Source organism: Pseudomonas sp. RIT411 (assembly GCF_003057735.2).
GTDB lineage: Bacteria > Pseudomonadota > Gammaproteobacteria > Pseudomonadales > Pseudomonadaceae > Chryseomonas > Chryseomonas oryzihabitans.
In genome coordinates this window covers 398132-418056 of sequence record NZ_QBIZ02000002.1, presented here as the reverse complement: position 1 = coordinate 418056, position 19925 = coordinate 398132, and the positions used below count along the sequence as shown (strand labels likewise).

The window sequence follows — 19925 nt, the reverse complement described above, 5'->3', positions numbered from 1 at the left end:
AAATCCCGGGTATCTCACGCTTGGGCCGATTTTTCAGCCCAGCGTCAGGGCCAGGGCGACCAGCACCCCGGCTTCGACGATCTCCAGCAGGGCGCCCGCGGTATCGCCCGTGGTACCGCCAAGCCGCCGGCGCAGGGCGCGACGCACCAGCAGCGCGATCCCGGCGGTCACCAGCAGCGCGGTCAGGCCCTGGGGTAGCAGGACCATGCCCAGAGCCCCCAGCAACAGCACCCGGACCAGGACCTTCCGCGGCAGGTGACGACTGAGCAGCTCGCCCAGACCGCCAGGGCGCACATAGGCGGTGGTCAGCAACAGCCAGGGCAACGCCAGGCGACCGGCCAGCGGCGCCAGCCACAGCGCGGCCGGCGCGTGGGGCAGAAGCACCACCAGGGCGCTCCACTTGAGCAGCAGGGTCAGCAGCAGCGCCAGCACGCCCATGGGGCCGCAGGCCGGATCCTTCATGATGGCCAGGGTCCGCTCGCGGTCACCGTAGCCGCCGATCCAGGCATCCGCCGTGTCGGCCAGGCCGTCCAGATGCAGGCCGCCGGTGAGGATCACCCAGCCGGCCAGCACCAGGGCCGCCTGCAGCAAGACACCGACCGACGCCCCCAGCCAGGCGATCAGACTGAGCAGCGCCCCCAGTAGCAGGCCCACCGCCGGATACCAGAGCACCGAGCGGCCGACGGCTGCGGCGGGCGGCATGCCGGGCAGGCGCACCGGCAGGCGGGTCAGAAACTGCACGGCGATCAGCAGCGGCAGCGGCATCAGCCCTCCTCCAGCGCCAGCGGCCGCAGGGTCGCGTAGGGCGCCTCGACCTGCAGCAGGTCCTTGGGTGGCAGCCCCCGCTGGCGGGCCAGCAGCAGGCGGATGACGCCGCCGTGGGTGACGATCAGACTGCGCCGGCCCTGCAGCCGTGGCCGCCAGCGGGCCACCGCGCCCAGGACCCGCGTGGCGAAGGCCGCCACGGGTTCGCCCCCGGGCGGGGTGTAGGCATAGGGATCGGCCCAGAAGCGGCCCAGGGCCTCTGCCTGGTCCTGCATGAGTTCGGCGGCGGTACGGCCTTCCCAGGCGCCGAAATCCAGTTCGCGCAGATCGGCTTCCACCGCCAGCTCGGCGCCCTGCTCCGCCGCCAGCCACTCGGCGAAGCGCGCGCAACGCTGCTGCGGCGACGTCAGGATCAGCTCGAAAGGCGGCTGCGGGGCGACGGCGGCGCGCAACTGCGCCCAGCCGTGTTCCGCCAGCGGCGGATCGAGGCGTCCACGAAAGCCCTCGGGGCCTTCGGTGACGCCATGGCGCAGCAGCCAGCAATCAGTCATGGGCGCGACTGGAGACGCTGGCTTCGGCGAAGGTCGCCATCTCGCTGTGCAGGCGGCAGGACAGCTGCAGCAGCGGCACGGCCAGGGCCGCGCCGCTGCCTTCGCCCAGGCGCAGGCCGAGATCCAGCAGGGGTTCGCCGCCCAGCGCCAGCAGCACCGCAGCGTGGCCGGGCTCGGCGCCACAGTGGGCAAACAGCAGCCAGTCGCGGGTATCGGGTTGCAGGTGCTGGGCGCAGAGGGCTGCCACCGAGCAGATGAAGCCGTCGACCAGGGTCGGCAGGCCCTGCTGGGCGCAGGCCATATAGGCACCGGTCAGGGCGGCCAGCTCGAAGCCGCCCAGGCGGCGCAGCAGTTCGTAGGGATCCTCCAGGGCGTCGCCATGGCGCAACAGGGCGCGCTGGATGACCGCCACCTTGCGCGCCACGCCATCGGCGTCCAGCCCGGTCCCGGGGCCGGCCAGGGCCAGCGGCGAGGTATCCAGCAGCACGCTGGCAATGGCGCTGGCGGCGGTGGTGTTGCCGATGCCCATCTCGCCACCGATGAACAGGTCGGCGCCGCCGGCACAGGCGCGCAGGACGGCGTCGCGACCGGCCAGCAGCGCCGCCTGGCACTGGTCATGGGTCATGGCCGGGGTCAGGGTGAAGTTGGCGGTACCGCGCCCCAGGGGCAGGTCGATGACGCCGGGCAGGGCTTCCAGGGGCGTGACGGTGCCCAGGTTGATGACTTCCAGAGCAGCATCCAGTTGCCGGGCGAGCACGCTGATGGCTGCCCCGCCGCAGACGAAGTTGCGCACCATCTCGGCGGTCACCGACTGCGGATAGGCCGAGACGCCCTCTTCCACCACCCCGTGATCACCGGCGAAGACCGCGATGGCGGTGCGCTGCAGCAGCGGCCGCGGCGTGCCCTGCAGGGCCGCCAACTGGATGGCCAGCACTTCCAGATCACCGAGCGAACCGCTCGGCTTGGTCAATACCGTCTGCCGCTGGCGTGCGGCTTCGGCCGCAGCGGTATCGGGTTGGCGGCAGGGTCCTTGCCACCAGGGCATGCTCATAGCGGGGTTCCTTTGAGGGTCAGGGGGAGACCGGCGACGGTCAGCACCACGCGCTCGCAGCGCGCGGCCAGGGCCTGGTGCAATTCACCGGCGGCATCGACATAACGGCGGGTCAGCTCGCCCAGCGGGACGACGCCCAGGCCGGTCTCGTTGCTAACGAAGATGAGGTGACCGGGCAACTGCGGCACGAGCTCGAGCAGCTCCGCGCAGGCACCATCGAGGCGCTGGGGATCGTCGAGCAGGAGCAGATTGGTCAGCCAGAGGGTCAGGCAGTCCACCAGCAGGCAGCGCTCCGGCGCCGCCAGGGCCGCCAGACGTTCGGCCAGCGCCAGGGGTTCTTCCACCAGCGCCCAGTGCGCCGGCCGGCGAGCGGCATGGCGCTCGATGCGCCGCGCCAGCTCGGCATCGCTGCCACCGGCAGTGGCGATATAGGTGACGGCAAGGCCGGACTCGGCGGCCAGGCGCTCGGCCAGGGCGCTCTTGCCGGAGCGCGCGCCACCGAGGATGAATTCACGCATCTAGAGCTCGCAGAGGGCGCGCAGGCGCCCGGTGTCCAGGTGGTGTTCGACCAGATCGGCCAGGCGCTCCAGATCCCGTTCGCGCAGGGCGTGGTAGTCCAGCTGCCGCGGCTCGGCCAGGCCGGCCCAGCGCAGCAGGGCGACGCTGGCGGCTGGCGACTCGAACAGGCCGTGCAGGTAGGTGCCCAGCACCTGGCCGTCGGCGCTGAGGCTGCCGTCGACACGGCCATCGGCGAAGCGCAGTACCGGGCGCTCCAGGGCCGGGCCCTGGCTGACGCCGGCATGGATCTCGTAGCCGGCCACCTCGGCATCGCCGTCGTTCAGCCAGCCGTGCACGTTGCGCAGCTGCTTTTCCGCCGCCAGCTCGGTGGTCATGGCCAACAGGCCCAGACCGGCGCTGTCACCCGGCGCGCCTTCCAGTCCGAGGGGATCGGCGATCCGCTCGCCAAGCATCTGGAAGCCGCCGCAGATGCCCAGCACCCGTCCCCCGTATCTCAGGTGACGGGCGATGGCCGTATCCCAGCCCTGGGCGCGCAGGAAGGCCAGGTCGCCGCGCACGCTCTTGGAGCCGCCGAGGATGATCAGGTCGGCGGCGGGCAATTCCTCGCCCTGGCGGACAAACAGCAATTCCACCTGGGGATGCAGGCGCAGGGGATCGAAATCGGTGTGGTTGCTCAGCCGCGGCATCACCGGCACCGCCACCCGCAGGCGCGGTCCCTGCTTGGCGACCTGGCCGGTGGCCAGGCGATCCTCGGCTTCCAGGTGCAGGTCGTGCAGATAGGGCAGCACGCCGAGCACCGGCTTGCCGGTACGGGCTTCGAGCCAGTCCAGCCCGGGTTGCAGCAGGGCCAGGTCGCCACGGAAGCGGTTGATGATGAAGCCGGCGACGCGCGCCTGTTCGCTGGGTTCGAGCAGGTCCAGGGTGCCGACCAGATGGGCGAAGACGCCGCCGCGGTCGATGTCCGCCACCAGCAGCACCGGGCAGTCCACCGCCTCGGCGAAGCCCATGTTGGCGATGTCGCCCTGGCGCAGGTTGATCTCGGCCGGCGAACCGGCGCCTTCCACCAGCACCACCTGATAGCGCTCGGCCAATCGCGCATGGGAGGCCAGCACCGCTTCCCGCGCCACCGGTTTGTAGGCGTGATAGGCCTTGGCATCCATGCTGGTGACGGCGCGACCATGGATGATCACCTGGGCGCCGACATCGGTATTGGGCTTGAGCAGCACGGGATTCATGTCGGTATGGGGCGCCAGGCCACAGGCCTGGGCCTGAACCGCCTGGGCGCGGCCGATCTCGCCGCCATCGGCGGTCACGGCGCTGTTGAGCGCCATGTTCTGCGGCTTGAAGGGCACCACGGCCACGCCCTGGCGATAGAGCCAGCGGCACAGGGCGGCCACCAGGGTGCTCTTGCCGGCGTCGGAGGTGGTGCCCTGCACCATCAGCGTACTCATAGGGGACTCCGGTAGCTGGCGAGGCCCTGGTCCAGGCGCTGCCAGCCGGCCTCGTCGCCGGGCAGACCGAATCTCAGAGCGCCAAGCGCGGGAAACAGACGGGTCAGGATGGCCTGGCGGGCCAGGTGTTCGTGCAGATCCGCGACATCCGGGCGCTGCAGCAATTGAAACAGGGCGCAACCACCTATGGGCATAAGATCATGGCGGGCGAGCATGGCGGCCAGACGTTCGCCGGCCTCGAGCAGCGCCTCGCGCTGACGCTGCTGGCCCGACTGATCGGCCAGCAGTTGCCGGGCGAGATAACGACTGGGGCCGTTCACCGTCCAGGGCCCCAACTGCTCGTCCAACTGCGCCAGCAGGCTCGGCGCCGCCAGCACGAAGCCCAGCCGCATCCCGGCCAGTCCGAAGAACTTGCCAAAGGAGCGCAGCACGATCAGGCCGGGCAGATCGCTGAAGGGTGCAAGGCTTGCCCCCGGGGTGGGATCCATGAAGGCCTCGTCCACCACCAGCCAGCCACCCCGGCGTTCGAGCCGGGCGTGCCAGTCCAGCAGCCGGGCGGGCGACAGGCGCTCGCCGGTGGGGTTGTTGGGATTGACCACCACCACCACGTCCAGCTGGTCGAGATGAGTCGCGATGCCTGTCTCGTCCCACTCCAGCACCTCGTGCCCGGCGCGACGCCAGGCCAGGGCATGCTCGGCATAACAGGGCGCCAGCACCGCGACCCGCGCGGCTGGACGCAGGGTCGGCAGCGCCTGGATGGCGGCCTGGGAGCCGGCCACCGGCAGTGCCGCGCTGGCCCGGTAGCAGGCGCAGGCGGCTTCCACCAGGCCGTCGTCGGGCTCGGGCAGCCGTGCCCAGGCGCTGGCGGGAATCTCCGGCAGCGGCCAGGGCCAGGGGGCCAGGCCGGTGGATAGGTCCAGCCAGTCGCCCAGGGGAATGTCGTAGGTGCGCGCCGCGCGCCTCAGGCGACCGCCGTGCTCAAGCAAGCAGCAGTCCTCCCAGGGCGATGAGTGCGGTCCACAACCAGGCGCCACGGCGGACCAATTTCAGGGCGCGGGTGATGGCCAGGAAGGTCGGCGCCGGGCCACGGCCCAGCACCGGGCGCTCGTGCCACTCGCCGTGGTAGCGGGCCGGACCGCCCAGGCTCACGCCCAGGGCACCGGCACCGGCCGCCATCACTGGGCCGGCGTTGGGGCTTTCCCACAGCGGCGCCTGGGTCCGCCAGCTTTCGATGGCGCTCCAGAAACGGCCGAGGCCGGCATAGGTCAGGGCCACCAGGCGCGCGGGGATATAGTTGAGGACATCGTCCAGGCGCGCCGCGGCCCAGCCGAAACGCTCCAGGCGCGGCGTGCGATAGCCCCACATGGCGTCCAGGGTATTGGCCAGGCGATAGAGCACCACGCCGGGTGCGCCGAGCAGGGCGAACCAGAACAGCGCGGCGAAGACCGCATCGCTGCCGTTCTCCAGCACCGATTCGGTGGCGGCGCGGGCCACGGCGGTCTCGTCCAGCTCGCTGGTCTCACGACTGACCAGATAGCCGACCCGACGCCGCGCCTCGGGCAGGTTGTTGCGTTGCAGAGCGCGCGCCACCGGCTCGGCGTGCTCGCCCAGGCTGCGCAGTCCCACGGCCAGATACAGCGCCAGGGGCTGGATTATCCAGGCCAGCCAGCCGATCTGGCAGAGCAAGGCGGTGAGCAGCACCCAAGGCAACACGGCCAGGCTCCAGGCCATCACGCCATGGCTGCGCCAGCCGCGCCCGCCGGGATTGAAGCGGGCCTCCAGGCTATCGGCCAGGCGCCCGAACAGGACCAGGGGATGGGCGCGGCGGGGTTCGCCGAGCAGCAGGTCGAGCAGCATGCCGCCGACGACCGCGAAGGCCAGCATCATGGCTTCTGGCCCCAGCGGTTCTCGAAGACCAGTTCCTCCAACGGCCGCCCCTGGCGCCAGCCCTCCTCTTCCAGCATGGGCCGCGGGTAGAAGGCTTCCACCGGCCCCAAGCAGAGGATGGCCGCCGGCTGGGCGCCTTCCGGCATCTCCAGCAGGCTGCGCACGGCTTCCGGTTCGAACAGCGACACCCAGCCCATGCCCAGGCCTTCGCAGCGGGCGGCCAGCCAGAGATTCTGGATGGCGCAGGACAGCGAGGCGAGGTCCATCTCCGGCAGGGTACGGCGGCCGAAGACGTGGGCTTCGCGGCCGTCCATGAGCGCCGCCACCAGCACCTCGGCGCAGTCGAGGATGCCCTGCACCTTGAGCTTCATGAAGTCGTCGCTGCGCTCGCCAAGGGCCTCGGCGGTGGCGCAGCGCTCTTCTTCCACCAGTTCGTGCAGCCGCTGGCGCAGGGCCGGATCGCTGATGCGCAGGAAGCGCCAGGGCTGCATCAGCCCGACGCTGGGCGCCTGGTGCGCAGCGCCCAGCAGACGGGCCAGTTGTTCGGGAGGCACCTCGCCACCGCAGAAATGGCGCATGTCGCGGCGCTCGGCGATGGCTCGGTAGACGGCGGCTTGTTCGGCGGGGGTATAGGGGGTCGTGGTCACGGCTTGAGCATCGCGGCGGCCGCGGCGGGTGCCGACGGCATGTAGAAGTGAATATAGCTGGCGGTGAGGCGACCGTCTCGGTAGACCGCCTCGGCCACCGCCTTGCCGTTGGGGCACAGCCCGCGCGCCCAGGGCGTCTCGGGTGACTCCAGGGCGGAGTGGTGATAGGTGTGGCCGCGCAGGGTGCCCTGTTCGAAATCCACCGACTGCAGGGCCAGGGCGGTGAGTCGCGCCTGCATCCGCGCGCTGCCCGGCAGCAGCCCGAGCAGGCTGGCGGATTCGCCGGCCTTGTCGGTCAGTTCGTCGAGCAGATAGAGCATGCCGCCGCACTCGGCGAGGATCGGCTTGCCCGCTGCGTGGTGGGCGCGGATGGCCGCGCGCATGCCCAGGTTGTTGGACAGCGTCTGCAGGTGCAGCTCGGGATAGCCGCCCGGCAGATAAAGGCTGTCCACCGCCGGCAGCGTCGTGTCGGCCAGCACGGAAAAGAACTGCAGCTCGGCGCCCAGGGCGCGCAAGAGATCCAGGTTGGCCTGGTAGATGAAGGCTAGCGCCGCATCCCGGGCCACGCCAATCCGCACTCCGGCTAGCAGTGGCTCGACCGCGGTCGGCTCCGGCGCGGCGAAGGCCACGGGCGGCGGCAATTCGATGTCGGAACTGGCGCCCAGGGCATCGGCCGCCATGTCCAGACGGCGATCCAGGTCGGTGACCTCGTCGGCCTGGATCAGCCCCAGGTGACGACTCGGCAATTCGATGCCGGCATCGCGCGGCAGGCTGCCAAAGAAGGTCATGCCCGCCGGCAGGCTGCCGCGGATCAGCTGGGTCTGCCGCGGACTGCCGCTGCGATTGGCCAGCACCCCGGCGAAGGGCAGACTCGGCCGGTAATGGGCGAGGCCATAGGCCAGGGCGCCAAAGGTCTGCGCCAGGCCGGCGGCGTCGATCACGCCCAGCACCGGTACGCCAAAGCGCTCGGCCAGGTCGGCGGCCGAGGGCTGGCCGTCGAACAGCCCCATGACGCCTTCGATGAGGATGAGATCCGCCTCCCCCGCCGCTTCCCACAGCAGGCGCCGGCTCTCGGCCTCGCCGATCATCCACAGATCGAGCTGATAGACCGGCGCGCCGCTGGCGCGGGCCAGGATCATCGGATCGAGAAAGTCCGGGCCGCACTTGAACACCCGTACCCGCCGCCCCTGGCGGGCATGCAACCGGGCCAGGGCGGCGGTGACGCTGGTCTTGCCCTGACCCGAGGCCGGGGCGGCGATCAGCAGCGCCGGGCAATGCCGCGTCTCGCCTACCATTCGATGCCCTGCTGGGCGCGGACGCCGGCCTGGAAGGCGTGCTTGACCAGACTCATGTCGGTCACGGTGTCGGCGGCCTCGACCAATGCCTGTGGCGCACCGCGGCCGGTCACCACCACGTGCTGATGAGCCGGACGCCCGGCCAGGTCGGCCAGCACCTGGTCGACCTCCAGGTAGCCATGCTTGAAGGCGATGTTGAGTTCGTCCAGCAGCACCAGGCCGATGGCCGGATCACGCAGGAGCTCCACCGCCACCGCCCAGGCCGCGGCCGCCGACTGCAGGTCGCGGGCGCGGTCCTGGGTGTCCCAGGTGAAGCCCTCGCCCATGACGTGGTAGCGCACCTCGTCCGGGAACCGCTTGAAGAAGAGTTGCTCGCCGGTATCGCGGCGGCCCTTGATGAACTGCACCACGCCCACCTTCATGCCGTGGCCGAGGGCGCGCGCCGCCATGCCGAAGGCGGAGCTGCTCTTGCCCTTGCCGATGCCGGTATGCACCAGCAGCAGGCCGCGTTCGTCCTGGGCTTCGGCGATGCGGGCGTCGATCACCGCCTTCTTGCGCACCATGCGCGCGCGGTGGCGCTCGTCGCGCTCGGGGCTGGTCGAATCGGGGGTGTCGGTCATGGGCGGTTCTCCGGGTGCGGGCGCGGCGGAGAAACGGGCAGAGACGCCGCCCGCGCGAGGCAGGTGGCGACGCCGCGCGACGCCCTCCGCATCGCCGAGATGAACGCAAGCGTGGCCGGTCTCCGGGCTGGTGAGCCGATGCCCTGAGGGCATCCGCTGCGCCCCTTCCCGGCCAGGGCCAGTGGGCATCGCGCAGCTACTGCTCAACTACCGTTGCGGGGGCAGCGCCGGCTCGACCGGCTTCCCTGTTTCACCCCGCTCCAGGCGGGGCACCACGTGCAAGGGCGCAGGGTACGGACTAGCCGGGAGAGCGTCAATCGATGGCGCCGCCCGAACTCGGCGTCGCGCGGACGGGTCCACCCTAGACACCCACCGCCAGGAGCTACCGGATGAACGATGCCACCCTCGCCGCCTGCATCAAGGCCTGCCTCGATTGCGCCGCCGCCTGCGAAACCTGCGCCAGCGCCTGCCTGGGCGAAGCCAATCTGGACATGATGCGCGACTGCGTTCGCCTGGATCGCGATTGCGCCGACGCCTGCCGCCTGGCCGCCACCTTCATGCAGCGCGGCAGCGACCGCATCGCCGAAGCCTGCGCCCTGTGCCTGGCCACCTGCCGCGCCTGCGCCGCCGAATGCGGCAAGCACAAGGCTGAGCATTGCCAGGCCTGCGCCCGGGCCTGCGCAGCCTGCGCCGACGCCTGCGCGGCCATGGCCGCCTGAGGCGGCTGCCGACAACCGTATCCGCTGAGCGCCGGCTGCCGTGCTGCGCGCTCTGGTCGCAGCCGAATCCCGCACAGGAAGCCGCCGCTCGGGCGTTCGGCATTGGCATTACCCGGCGACGCCAGGGATAATGCCCGCCCTTTCATCGATATCCAGGCCTTCGCCATGACCGATACCAACCAAGATCCCCGTTTGAGCCGCATGAAGCGTCGCCTGCGCAAGAAGCAGTACCTGGGCGAATTCCAGGAACTGGCCTTTGAAATCAAGGTGAGCTTCAAGAACGAACTCAGCGAAGACGATCTGGACACCTTCCTGGGCGACTTCATCGACTACGTCGAAGAGCGCAAGCTGGACTACATCGGCGGCTTCGACAACGCCTGGGTCGAAGGCACCATCATGGCCAACAAGCGCTACACCTCGCCCACCGCGGAAGACCGTACCGCGCTGCTGGACTGGCTCAAGGCCCGCGCCGAAGTCGGCGAAGCCAACGCCTCTGATCTGCATGACGCCTGGCACCACGACGGCGAAGTCTAACTAGTCTTCGCCGGATAGCTTGGCGTCCGTTGCGGTCGTAAAGGGGAATCCGTTGGAAACCAGGTCCTCATGACGACCCTCCTGCAAATCTCCGATACCCACTTCGGCACCGAGCAACCCGCCGTGGTCGCGGCCCTGGAAGCCCATGTCCGCGAACACGGCGCCGATGTCCTCATCCTTTCCGGGGACATCACCCAGCGTGCCCGCCGCGAGCAATTCGCCGCCGCCAAGACCTTCGTCGAACGCCTGGAAAGCTACGGCATTCCCCGCACCCTGGTGATCCCGGGCAATCACGACCTGCCGCTGTACAATGTCTTCGCTCGTTTCCTGACGCCCTATGGCAACTATCGCCGCCATTTCGGCCAGGACCTCGAGCCCAGTTTCGAGAACGACGAGCTCCTGCTGGTCGGACTCAACACCACCGCCCCGCGACGCCACAAGGATGGCGCGGTGAGCACCGAGCAGATTGAGCGCGTCGCCGAACGCCTGCGCCGCGCCGGCCCGGGCAAGTTGCGCATCGTCATCGCCCACCAGCCCTTCGGCGCCCTCGAACTCAGCGACCTGAGCAATCTGCAGCACAATGCCGATCACGCCCTGGCCACCTGGGCCGATGCCGGCCTGGATCTGGTGATGGGCGGCCATATCCACCTGCCCTATGTGCTGCCGCTGAGTCGCCAGTACCCCACCCTCCCCCGCGAGGTCTGGATCGTGCAGGCCGGCACCGCCCTCTCATCGCGCGTGCGCGGCACCTCGCCCAACTCCTTCAATCGCCTGCTGGTCGGCGAAGGAACGGAGAAGACCGTGGACGTGGAGCGCTGGGACTTTCAGGGCGATCGTTTCGTCGTCGGCGAGCGTCACGCACTGCGCTGGCAGGCTGCGCAGGACGCCCTCGCGGAAGGCTGAGGCGTTCGACCGGGACGCCTATGCGCGCTCGCGCGCACTTCCAGCAATGGAAATTGATTCAAGCTGTTGAAACGGCTGGCAGGCCACGGGCGCCGCGTAGTCTTAGGACTTTCGGCAAGAGTGGCCTCCCATGGAATCCCTGACGCAATCGCTGCTTGGCTTTATCGAAACCCACCAGGCCTGGGCACCGCTGCTCGTCGGCCTGCTCGCCTTTGGCGAGTCCCTGGTGCTGCTGGGCGTCTTCATTCCGGCCACGGCGCTGCTGCTGGTGGTCGGCGGCCTGGCCGGCTCCGGGGTGCTCTCGCCGGTGCCGCTGGTGCTGGCCGCCATCGTCGGCGCCATCCTCGGCGACATCTGCTCCTATGTCATCGGCCGCTGGCTCGGTCCCAGCATCGTCCACCGCCCGCCCTTTCGCCGCTATCGCAAGCAGGTGGCCCGGACCCGGCTGTTCTTCCGCCGCTATGGCTTCTTCGCGGTCTTCGGCGGGCGCTTCCTGACCATGATCCGCAACACCGTGCCCTTGGTGGCCGGGATGATGGCGATGAACCAGCTGCGCTTCCAGTCGGCCAACGTGCTCTCGGCCATTGTCTGGGCGCCACTGATGATGGGCCCGGGTTATCTGGCGGCCAAGGGCGCCAACCACTTCAGCTTCGCCGGCAACGAGTCGCTGTGGATCGGCGCGGCGGTGGTCGCCGTGCTGGGCGCCGGCGCCGCGCTGTTCTTCAAGCAGCGGCTGAAACGCGCCTAGCGGCGGGCGGCCAGCGCCTCGCGCAGACGCTGGCGATTCAGCGGTACCTCGCGCAGGCGCAGACCGGTCGCCGCCGCCACGGCATTGGCGATGGCCGCTGGGATGGCGGCGGTGGTGGCCTCCCCGGCCCCCACCGCCGGCTCTTCCGGCCGATCGATCAGCTCCAGTTCCAGCTCGGGCAATTCGTTGAAGGTCAGCGGCGGATAGGCGCCCCACTCCAGACTGGTCACCCCCTGCTGATCGAAGCGCACCGCCTGCTTGAGGGTCCGGGCGATGCCCTGTACCACGCAGCCTTCCAGCTGGTTGCGCAGGCCATCCGGATTGACGATCAGCCCGCAGTCATGGGCCACCACCACCCGGGTGACGCGGATCCCCGCCGCCTCGCTCACCGCCACCTCGACCACCGCGGCCACATAGGCGTTCTCGTTCTCATAGCGCAGGAAGGCCAGGCCCTGACCTTTCGCCAGGGCGCCGTCCCAGGCCTTTTCCTGCCGGGTGGGTGGTTGCCAATTAGCCTTGGTGGCGGCAGCCTGCAGCACCGCCCGCGCACGAGGGTCCTGCAGATAGCGCAGGCGGAATTCGAGCGGATCGACCCCGGCCGCCAGGGCCAGCTCGTCCATGAAGGACTCGTTGGCGAAGGTATTGCCGACCGCCCCCAGGGCGCGCAGGGCAGAGGGTCGCAGCGGCGAATCCCCGGCTTCCAGCCAGTGGGTCGCTACCTGGACATTGAGCAGGTCGTAGTCCAGCGGCGCATTGCGATTGCCACCACCTCGCCCACCCTTGAGCGGCAGGTTGTAGGCCAGTTGCCCGGCGAGCAGCGCCGCCTTGCCGGTCTGGCCATTGGGGCGGGTCAGATGCGTGGGCGTCCAGTTGGCGAAGCGCCAGGCCAGCAGATCGCCAGCCGCGCTCAGGCCGCCGGCCAGGCGCATCAGCATGGCCGGTCCCTTGGGATTCCAGCCGTGTTCGTCGGCGCGACTCCATTGTACCCGGACCGGGCGGCCGCACAGCTTGGAGAGCAGCGCCGCATCGGCCGCCGCGTCATCGGCGCCGTTATGGCCATAGCAACCCGAGGCCTGCTGGTAGATGACATGGATGCTGTCTTCCGGCAGCGCCAGCAGATCCGCCAGCGCCGCCCGGAGCTGATAGACGCCCTGGGTACCGCTCCAGACGGTGGCGCCGTCGGCACGCACCTCTGCCACCGCGCAGGACGGACCGATGGAATCGTGATTCTGATAGGGCCAGCGATACTCGGCGTCCAGGCGCTGGGCAGCGTTGGCCAACTCCCCCGCGACATCGCCGGCCTCCTGCTGGAGGTCGGCCGGTCCGGCCTTGGCTTCCAGCCGGGCATAGAGTTCGCCTGGCAGGGGCAGGTCCGGCACCAGGCTCCAGTCCACCCGCAGCGCCGCCGCGCCCTGGCGCGCCAGCCAGGGCTGCTCGGCCACCACCGCGACGAAGGCGCCCTCGTACACCAGCTGAGCGCCCGCCGGCAGCGCGCTGGCATCGATACCGCGAACACTCACCCCCGCCAACCGCGCCGAACCGACGCAGGGCGGCCGCACCACGCAACCGTGTAGCATGCCGGGCAGGCGCAGGTCGTGGACGTAAGCGAAGCTGCCGAACAGCTTGGCCGGGATGTCTTCCCGCGGCACCGAGGTGCCGACCAGACGATAGTCCTTGACGGCGCGGGTCCGCACCGCCTGATTGACCAGCCGCCCCAGCGGCCGTCCGCCGACCAGCTCGCCATAGCTGACGAAACGCCCGGTGGGATCGCCACGATAGACCACCCGGCCATCCACCGTGTCCACCACCGCCAGATCCAGCCCCAGGCGCCGCGCTCCTTCCAGAAACAGGAATTGCCGCGCGCTGGCGGCGGCCTTGCGCAATTGGGCGCCGCCCACCTGCAGGCTCTTGCTGCCGGCGGTGATGCCCTGGTCGGGTGTCAGCCGGGTATCGCCCTGGATCAGCCGGGTGGCGGCAAAGGCCACGCAGAGTTCCTCGGCCACGATCTGCCGCAGCGCCGTGCTGACCCCAGTACCCAGTTCCACCTTGCCGCTGTAGACAATGACCTGGCCCTGGGCATCCACCGCCAGCCAGGCATCCAGTTGCCGTTGATCGAGGGTCTTGGCCAGACTCGCAGTGTCAGTAGGTGCGGGCAATACCTGGGCGGCGACCGGTCGCTGCAGGCTGAAGCCCAGCAGCAGCACCGCGCTGCCGCCGAGAAAGGTGCGGCGGGACAGCGTCATGCCGGGGCCTGCCCGTCGCGCAAGAGCACCGCCGCCCGCTTGACCGCGCGCAGGATGCGATAGTGGGTCCCGCAGCCACAGAAATTGGCCGCCAGCGCCTGGCGGATCTGCGCATCGCTGGGATCGGGCACGCGCTCGAGCAGTGCGCGGGCGGTCATCACCATGCCAGGGATGCAATAGCCGCACTGCGCCGCCTGCTCTTCGATGAAGGCCCGTTGCAGCGCATGCGGCGCCGCTGGCGTGCCCAGGCCTTCCAGGGTCAGCAGCTCGCGACCAGCAAAGGACGCCGCCGGCAGCAGACAGGCACGCACCGGCTTGCCATCCGCCAGCACCGTACAGGCACCACATTCGCCCAGGCCGCAGCCGAATTTCGGCCCCTTGAGGCCCAGCTCGTCGCGCAGGGCGTCCAGCAGAGGCATGCGTGGATCGACGTCGAGCTGGCGCGACTCGCCATTGACCTTGAGTTCGAGGACCGCCACCGCTAGTGCTCCCGTTCGCGCGCCGCCGCCACGTCCTCGGGACGAATATCGGCGGCGTGACCACCAAAGCGGCGGCCGATGTAGGTGGCCAGATCGGCCAGTTGCTGATCACTGAGCAACGCCCGATAGGCTGGCATGAAGGCGCGCTGGGTGCGTCCCTGGCGGTCGAGCCCGTCGAGCAGCACGCGCACCAGGTTGGTTCCTGCCGGATCGCGCACCGCCGAATAGTTGCTGAAGGAGCGCGGATAGGGACCGGCCGGCCCCCGGTCGTCCGGCGCATGACAGCTGGCACAGGCGGATTGCAGCAAGGCCGCGCTTTCCGCCTCGGCGGCGGTGAGCGGTCCGGCCTCCCCGGGCGGCTGCACCTCGGCACGCGCCGGCACCGCTCCGGGCTGCGCCGGCAGGGTCCGCAGATAGGCGATCAGCGCCCCGAGATCCGCATCGTTCAGATGGCGGGTACCGCCGCTCACCACCTCGGCCATGGGTCCCGCCGCCACGGCCTCGCCGCGCTGATGACCTTCGCGTAGATAGCCGGCGAGCTTGGCATCGCTCCAACCACCGAGGCCGCGCGGATCCGCGGTGAGATTCCAGGCGGTCCAACCCTGCTGGGTTGCCCCGGCATAGGCCCGGCCGCTGTCGAGACCCTGACTCCAGGTCCGCGGCGTATGGCATTCCTGGCAATGCCCCACCGCCTCGGCCAGGTAGGCGCCCCGCGCCACCTGCGCCTCGGCAGTAACCGGTAACGGACCCGGCGTGAAGTTGAGCCATTTCCAACCGCGGATCAGCGCGCGCTGATCGAAGGGAAAGCGCAGGCCGTTGGCGGGCGGCGCATAGGGCACCGGTCGCTGGATCTGCAGATAGGCGAAGATGGCGGCGATGTCCTCGTCGCTCAAGCGGGTAAAGGCCGTATAGGGAAAGGCCGGATAGAGCTGCTCACCATCGCGCCCCAGCCCGTCGTGCAAGGCTCGGCGAAACTCGTCCGCCGTCCAGTCACCCAAGCCGTGCTCGCGATCCGGCGTGATATTGCTTGAGTAAAGACGGCCAAAAGGCGTATCGAAGGCGACACCGCCGGCGAAGGGTGCACCGTCGGGACGGGTGTGACAGCCCTGGCAGTTGCCCAGCCGGGTCAGGTATTCGCCCCGCGCCAGGGTCGCCTCGTCGGCGCGCACCGGCGCGGCCTTGGACAGGAGCAGCATCCCCGCCAACAGGGGCAGGGCCAGGGATCTCATCAGCTCTCCTCTTGAGGTCGAACCGGACGGGCGGATTCCGCCGTGGCATTGCCGTCATCCTAATCGCAGCGGCAAGCGCCCGTGGCGTTCGCCCCTGGAGGTGAGATGCAGGCGACAGTTTCGGCCCGCACGTCAACGGCGGCCTTTACATTCCCGCTCCACTCCGGCTGCGCCCTGGCGCGAGCTACTGAGTCGCCAATAACCACCAGTTTTGATTACCCGTACTCAGGACAGGAAAGAAGACTTTCCAAGTATAAACACTGAAGGGGTGGTATTACTCAACGCTTGGGCACGAAGCCATCGGGCTTGGCCGCCAGCCAGTCGACGAACTGGCGAATGCGCGCATCGCTGAGCAGCAACTCGCGGCTGTTGTATTCCAGCGCCAGGGTCTTTTCGTCGAAGGTCTGGTGGATATGGTTGTGGCAGGGTCGGCAGACCCAGAGGGTGGCGGTGATCCGACTGACGCGGTCGAACCTCTTGCGCACGTAGGCCTTGTCGTGCAGCGAGCGAGGGATCAGGTGATGGCGGGTGAGCGGCGCCGCCCTACCACACAGCTCGCAACGAGCCGGCTGGGGCGGCAGACGTATCGCCTGGGGCATGATGGGCTCCGCACGGGCTGGATGCCTATTCGAGCGGCCCGGGCGGAACGGGGTTCAATAGCCGCCGGCGAGACTCGACGTGACCAGCACGCGCTTGGCCTGCAGATAGCTGTTCTGCCAATAGGGCTTGGCCAGGCTGTCCAGGCGCACCGTCCCGCCAGTGCGCGGTGCATGGACGAAGCGCCCTTCCCCGACGTAGATGCCGGCATGGCTGACCTGACGGCCACCGGCGGTGGCGAAGAAGATCAGATCACCGGGCTGCAGGGCATTGCGCGCCACATTGGGCGAGCCGAGGGTGATCATCTCGCGGGTCGAACGCGGCAGGGTCACCCCGGCCGCATCGCGATAGACGTAGCCGATCAGCCCGCTGCAATCGAAGCCACCCGCCGGGGTATTGCCGCCGTAGCGATAGGGAGTGCCGACCAGGCCAATGGCCCGAAAGAGCACATCGTTGGCGGCCTGGGCCTGGCTTTCCAGCAGGGGGCGGGAGACGACCGGGGCGACCGGTGCGGGTGCCTGGGGCGGCCTGCCGGCACAGGCGGCCAGCAGCACGAAGGCGCAATACAATCCGAGGCGAGCCGCATGCGGCATTGGAGACATCCTTAGTTATCCATCGATCACCGTCGGCCTGCCACGCAGCCTCGACGGGTCCTCGAAGCGCACCGGCGAAGATCGCGGCGATACGCCTCAGCGCAATACGCGCTTGCCTTCCAGGAAACTCACCTTCCAGTACTGGTCGTCCAGGCTGTCCACCCGCACCCCGCCGCTGCGGCGACTGGAGGAATGGATGAACTTGCCCTCGCCCATGTAGATACCGGTGTGACTGACCCGGCCACGGCCGTTGCTATTGAACAGCAACAGATCGCCAGGTTCCAGATCGTTCTTGCTGACTACCGGTACTTCGAGATCGATGATCTCGCGGGTGGAGCGCGGCAGGGTCATGCCGGCCCGCTCGCGAAAGACGTAATTGACGAAACCGCTGCAATCGAAACCGGCCAGGGTGCTGCCGCCGCGGCGATAGGGCGTGCCCACCAGCTGGGTGGCACGATTGAGGATCTGGTCCGCCAGATTCGGCAGCGCCTGGCGCGGACCGACCTCGCGATCCCAATCCAGTTGATGCGGCGACTGGGTATGGGGGAAGACCGGACGTTGCTGAGCGCTCTCGGTCTCCACCGCGGCGGAACCGTTGCCAGCACCACCCAGACCATGCAGCGAGGCGGTCTGGAAGGTCCGGGAGGTAGAGGACTGATCAGGGGCAACGGCGGTGTCAGGACTTTGCGGCGCACTCGCACAGGCGGCGAGCAGACAGACAAAAGACAGGGGCACGAGGGGTGCGAAGCGTTTCCTTGGCATGGGCACGACCGTGTCGTTTTCTCAAAGTTTCGACACCTTGCCGACCTGGATCACAGATGGCAAGTTTTTTTAGCCTTCGATGTGACTCAAAAGCCGAGGAAGGACGTCTACGGCCCTTTTTTTGATCTGAACGGTCGCCAAGCCGCTCAGCGACGAGCGGTCCGGATTGATTTCGATGAGGTCACCACCCTGCGCCAGGGTCTGGCCAATCGGCGCCTGGATATAGCCGAAGGCGGCCGTGGTGCCGACGGCGATCACCAGGTCGAAGCCCTCCTCCATCGCCTCCTGCAGACGTTGCAGCTCAGTGGCCGGCAGCGCTTCCTCGAACAGCACCACCGGTGGCCGCAGGATGCCGCCGCACGCGGGACAGCGCGGCGGCAGCGGACCGGCCAGGCGATCTTGGGCATCTGCGACCGTCTGCGCGCAACTCATGCAGGCGAGCGGCTCCAGTTGTCCATGGATCTCGATCAGCCGCTTTGGCGGAAAGCCTGCCTGCCGATGAAAGCCGTCGATGTTCTGCGTCAGCACCCAGCTGCCGGGGTGACAGACGCCGAAGTCGGTGATCGCCTGGTGCGCCGCATTGGGCCTGGCCGCGGCGCAGGCCCGGCCGAGTTGCGCCAGGTAGCGCCAGCAGAGCTCCGGACGCTCCCGGAGCATGCTGCCCGAGAGCGCCGCCTCGATGGGGATGCCCTCTTCGGTGAGGCCGTTGTACAGCCCGCCCAGGCCGCGATAGGTCGGCAGTCCCGAATCGGCGGACAGCCCCGCCCCGGTGATGAACAGCACCCGACCGGCCCGCTGCAGCAGGCCTTGAGCACGCACCAGGGCGTCGGTCAATGATTCACCGTCAGGGCCAGCATCACCGACAGCTGGCAGAGCGGGCGGCCGCTCTGTTCCTGCCAGAGGTTGAAGGCCTCCTGCATCTTCTGCCGATCACGCTTGGCGGTGGGCGCCTTGTCGAGGATGTTCTGCGCCTTGAGTGCCGTCACCACGTCGTCGGTCGCCAGAAAGGTGTCCTTGCCGGCCATGCGCAGGAAGCGCTGCGCTGACAGGCCACCGAGCTGATTGCCACGCTTGGTCAGCAGCTCCCAGAGGCCAACGATGTCCTGCGTCGGCCATTCGGCCAGCAACTGGCCGAAGCTGCCGTGACTGCGCTGGAAGTCCAGCACCATCTGGGCGTTGATCGGCACGCTGCGCAACTTGCCCAGGTGGCGGATCAGACGGGCGTCCTGCATCAGCCGCTCCAGACGCTCGCCGCCCATGAGCACCACCTTCTCCGGATCGAAGCCGAAGAAGACCTCCTCGAAGGCCGGCCACTTGGCGTCCACCAGGCTGTGCTTGAGTCCGGCGCGAAAGATGCGCCGGGTCAGCAGCGACAGATAGCGGTCATCGCCCACGGACGCCAGGGTGGCGGCGTCCACCGGTTGCGGCAGCCGTGCCTCCAGGGCCGCTCGTGAGCCGCAGCGATTGAGAGCGTATTCGAGCAGCCAGGCGTAGTCCCGCATCAGAGATTCATCACCTGGACGAAGCGCGGCGTGGCGCTGTCATCGACCCTGAGACTGGCGAAGTCGAACAGCTCGCGATCGGCCAGTTGCGAGGGCACCACGTTCTGCAGGGCGCGGAACATGATCTCGGTACGCCCCGGCGTCTTGCGCTCCCACTCCAGCAGCATCTCCTTGACCACCTTGCGCTGCAGGTTCTCCTGGGAGCCGCAGAGGTTGCAGGGAATGATGGGAAATTCGCGCAGGACGGCGTAGGCCTCGATGTCCTTCTCGTTGCAATAGGCCAGCGGACGGATCACCACGTTGCGCCCGTCGTCGGCGCGCAGCTTGGGTGGCATGGCCTTGAGCGTGCCGCCATGGAACAAATTGAGGAAGAAGGTTTCTACCATGTCGTCGCGATGATGGCCGAGCGCCATCTTCGTCGCGCCGATCTCGTCGGCGAAGGTATAGAGGATGCCCCGCCGCAGGCGCGAGCACAGCGAACAGGTGGTCTTGCCCTCGGGAATCTTTTCCTTCACCACGGAATAGGTATCACGTTCCAGAATGTGGTACTCGACCCCCAGTTCCTTCAGGTACTGAGGTAAAACGTGTTCAGGAAAGCCCGGCTGCTTCTGGTCGAGGTTGACCGCCACGATCTCGAAGCGAATCGGTGCGACCTTCTGCAAGTAGAGCAGCATGTCGAGCAGGGTGTAGCTGTCCTTGCCACCGGACAGGCAGACCATGACCTTGTCGCCGTCCTCGATCATGTTGTAGTCGGCGATGGCTTCGCCGGTAAGACGGCGCAGGCGTTTCTGCAGCTTGTTCTGGTTGACCGAAAGGGTGCCCATGGATGA

23 protein-coding genes and 1 riboswitch are annotated in these 19925 nt (G+C 68.7%); of the genes, 4 read left to right on the top strand and 19 right to left on the bottom strand.

Features of this window, described 5'->3' with window-relative positions:
* Positions 1-33 precede the first annotated feature (33 nt).
* The 10 genes from DBY63_RS04640 to cobO are packed head-to-tail and all read right to left on the bottom strand — an operon-like array spanning position 34 to position 8786.
* Entirely contained in the window at positions 34-765 is a 732-nt protein-coding gene (locus DBY63_RS04640) for an adenosylcobinamide-GDP ribazoletransferase (protein WP_108581364.1), read from the bottom strand.
* Positions 765-1316, bottom strand: coding sequence for an alpha-ribazole phosphatase family protein (cobC, locus tag DBY63_RS04635; protein ID WP_108581363.1), 552 nt, complete (start codon positions 1314-1316; stop codon positions 765-767). Before cobC ends, DBY63_RS04640 begins: the two co-directional genes overlap by 1 nt.
* Positions 1309-2367 (bottom strand): nicotinate-nucleotide--dimethylbenzimidazole phosphoribosyltransferase, encoded by a 1059-nt coding sequence (cobT, locus tag DBY63_RS04630; protein ID WP_027596926.1) that lies wholly within the window; start codon positions 2365-2367, stop codon positions 1309-1311. The genes cobC and cobT overlap by 8 nt, the downstream gene beginning before the upstream one ends.
* A complete protein-coding gene (cobU, locus tag DBY63_RS04625) occupies positions 2364-2885 on the bottom strand; it encodes a bifunctional adenosylcobinamide kinase/adenosylcobinamide-phosphate guanylyltransferase (RefSeq protein WP_108581362.1) in 522 nt (173 codons plus the stop codon). The genes cobT and cobU overlap by 4 nt, the downstream gene beginning before the upstream one ends.
* Positions 2886-4337, bottom strand: a complete 1452-nt coding sequence (locus DBY63_RS04620; RefSeq protein ID WP_108581361.1) for a cobyric acid synthase — start codon at positions 4335-4337, stop codon at positions 2886-2888.
* Complete coding sequence (cobD, locus tag DBY63_RS04615; protein WP_108581360.1) at positions 4334-5323, bottom strand: threonine-phosphate decarboxylase CobD; 990 nt, start codon at positions 5321-5323, stop codon at positions 4334-4336. Before cobD ends, DBY63_RS04620 begins: the two co-directional genes overlap by 4 nt.
* The gene (cbiB, locus tag DBY63_RS04610; protein WP_042135862.1) at positions 5316-6224 is read right to left on the bottom strand and encodes an adenosylcobinamide-phosphate synthase CbiB; all 909 of its coding nucleotides are present in this window, start codon (positions 6222-6224) and stop codon (positions 5316-5318) included. Before cbiB ends, cobD begins: the two co-directional genes overlap by 8 nt.
* Positions 6221-6871: a 5,6-dimethylbenzimidazole synthase gene (gene bluB, locus DBY63_RS04605; RefSeq protein WP_027602691.1), complete on the bottom strand. Its 651-nt coding sequence runs from the start codon at positions 6869-6871 to the stop codon at positions 6221-6223. Before bluB ends, cbiB begins: the two co-directional genes overlap by 4 nt.
* A complete protein-coding gene (locus tag DBY63_RS04600) occupies positions 6868-8166 on the bottom strand; it encodes a cobyrinate a,c-diamide synthase (RefSeq protein WP_027596932.1) in 1299 nt (432 codons plus the stop codon). Before DBY63_RS04600 ends, bluB begins: the two co-directional genes overlap by 4 nt.
* Complete coding sequence (cobO, locus tag DBY63_RS04595) at positions 8160-8786, bottom strand: cob(I)yrinic acid a,c-diamide adenosyltransferase (RefSeq protein WP_027596933.1); 627 nt, start codon at positions 8784-8786, stop codon at positions 8160-8162. Before cobO ends, DBY63_RS04600 begins: the two co-directional genes overlap by 7 nt.
* A 95-nt stretch (positions 8787-8881) precedes the next feature.
* Positions 8882-9078: riboswitch (cobalamin riboswitch) on the bottom strand.
* A gap of 97 nt (positions 9079-9175) precedes the next feature.
* Here cobO and DBY63_RS04590 point away from each other — a divergent pair.
* The 4 genes from DBY63_RS04590 (at position 9176) to DBY63_RS04575 (ending at position 11690) form a co-directional block, all read left to right on the top strand.
* A complete protein-coding gene (locus tag DBY63_RS04590; RefSeq protein WP_027596934.1) occupies positions 9176-9505 on the top strand; it encodes a four-helix bundle copper-binding protein in 330 nt (109 codons plus the stop codon).
* A 165-nt stretch (positions 9506-9670) separates the two neighbouring features.
* Positions 9671-10039, top strand: a complete 369-nt coding sequence (locus DBY63_RS04585) for a YggL family protein (RefSeq protein WP_037007217.1) — start codon at positions 9671-9673, stop codon at positions 10037-10039.
* Positions 10040-10108: 69 nt separating this feature from the next.
* Positions 10109-10942, top strand: a complete 834-nt coding sequence (locus DBY63_RS04580; RefSeq protein ID WP_027596936.1) for a metallophosphoesterase — start codon at positions 10109-10111, stop codon at positions 10940-10942.
* Between the two features lie 130 nt (positions 10943-11072).
* Positions 11073-11690: a DedA family protein gene (locus tag DBY63_RS04575; RefSeq protein ID WP_027596937.1), complete on the top strand. Its 618-nt coding sequence runs from the start codon at positions 11073-11075 to the stop codon at positions 11688-11690.
* Here DBY63_RS04575 and DBY63_RS04570 read toward each other — a convergent pair.
* From DBY63_RS04570 to ttcA, 9 genes are all read right to left on the bottom strand, one after another.
* Positions 11687-13933: a molybdopterin cofactor-binding domain-containing protein gene (locus DBY63_RS04570; protein WP_108581359.1), complete on the bottom strand. Its 2247-nt coding sequence runs from the start codon at positions 13931-13933 to the stop codon at positions 11687-11689. The two genes, DBY63_RS04575 and DBY63_RS04570, sit on opposite strands and share 4 nt — an antisense overlap.
* Positions 13930-14412: a (2Fe-2S)-binding protein gene (locus tag DBY63_RS04565; protein ID WP_027596939.1), complete on the bottom strand. Its 483-nt coding sequence runs from the start codon at positions 14410-14412 to the stop codon at positions 13930-13932. Before DBY63_RS04565 ends, DBY63_RS04570 begins: the two co-directional genes overlap by 4 nt.
* A 2-nt stretch (positions 14413-14414) precedes the next feature.
* A complete protein-coding gene (locus DBY63_RS04560; protein ID WP_108581358.1) occupies positions 14415-15641 on the bottom strand; it encodes a cytochrome c in 1227 nt (408 codons plus the stop codon).
* A gap of 278 nt (positions 15642-15919) precedes the next feature.
* Positions 15920-16240, bottom strand: coding sequence for a hypothetical protein (locus DBY63_RS04555; RefSeq protein WP_007159236.1), 321 nt, complete (start codon positions 16238-16240; stop codon positions 15920-15922).
* Positions 16241-16294: 54 nt separating this feature from the next.
* Positions 16295-16831 (bottom strand): C40 family peptidase, encoded by a 537-nt coding sequence (locus DBY63_RS04550; RefSeq protein WP_108581357.1) that lies wholly within the window; start codon positions 16829-16831, stop codon positions 16295-16297.
* Between the two features lie 96 nt (positions 16832-16927).
* On the bottom strand, positions 16928-17599 hold the full coding sequence (locus DBY63_RS04545; protein ID WP_027602684.1) for an NlpC/P60 family protein: 672 nt from the start codon (positions 17597-17599) through the stop codon (positions 16928-16930).
* 63 nt (positions 17600-17662) lie between these two features.
* Complete coding sequence (locus DBY63_RS04540) at positions 17663-18427, bottom strand: NAD-dependent protein deacylase (RefSeq protein ID WP_108581356.1); 765 nt, start codon at positions 18425-18427, stop codon at positions 17663-17665.
* The gene (locus tag DBY63_RS04535; protein ID WP_027596943.1) at positions 18424-19095 is read right to left on the bottom strand and encodes a DNA-3-methyladenine glycosylase I; all 672 of its coding nucleotides are present in this window, start codon (positions 19093-19095) and stop codon (positions 18424-18426) included. Before DBY63_RS04535 ends, DBY63_RS04540 begins: the two co-directional genes overlap by 4 nt.
* The gene (gene ttcA, locus DBY63_RS04530) at positions 19095-19919 is read right to left on the bottom strand and encodes a tRNA 2-thiocytidine(32) synthetase TtcA (protein ID WP_027596944.1); all 825 of its coding nucleotides are present in this window, start codon (positions 19917-19919) and stop codon (positions 19095-19097) included. Before ttcA ends, DBY63_RS04535 begins: the two co-directional genes overlap by 1 nt.
* Positions 19920-19925 lie beyond the last annotated feature (6 nt).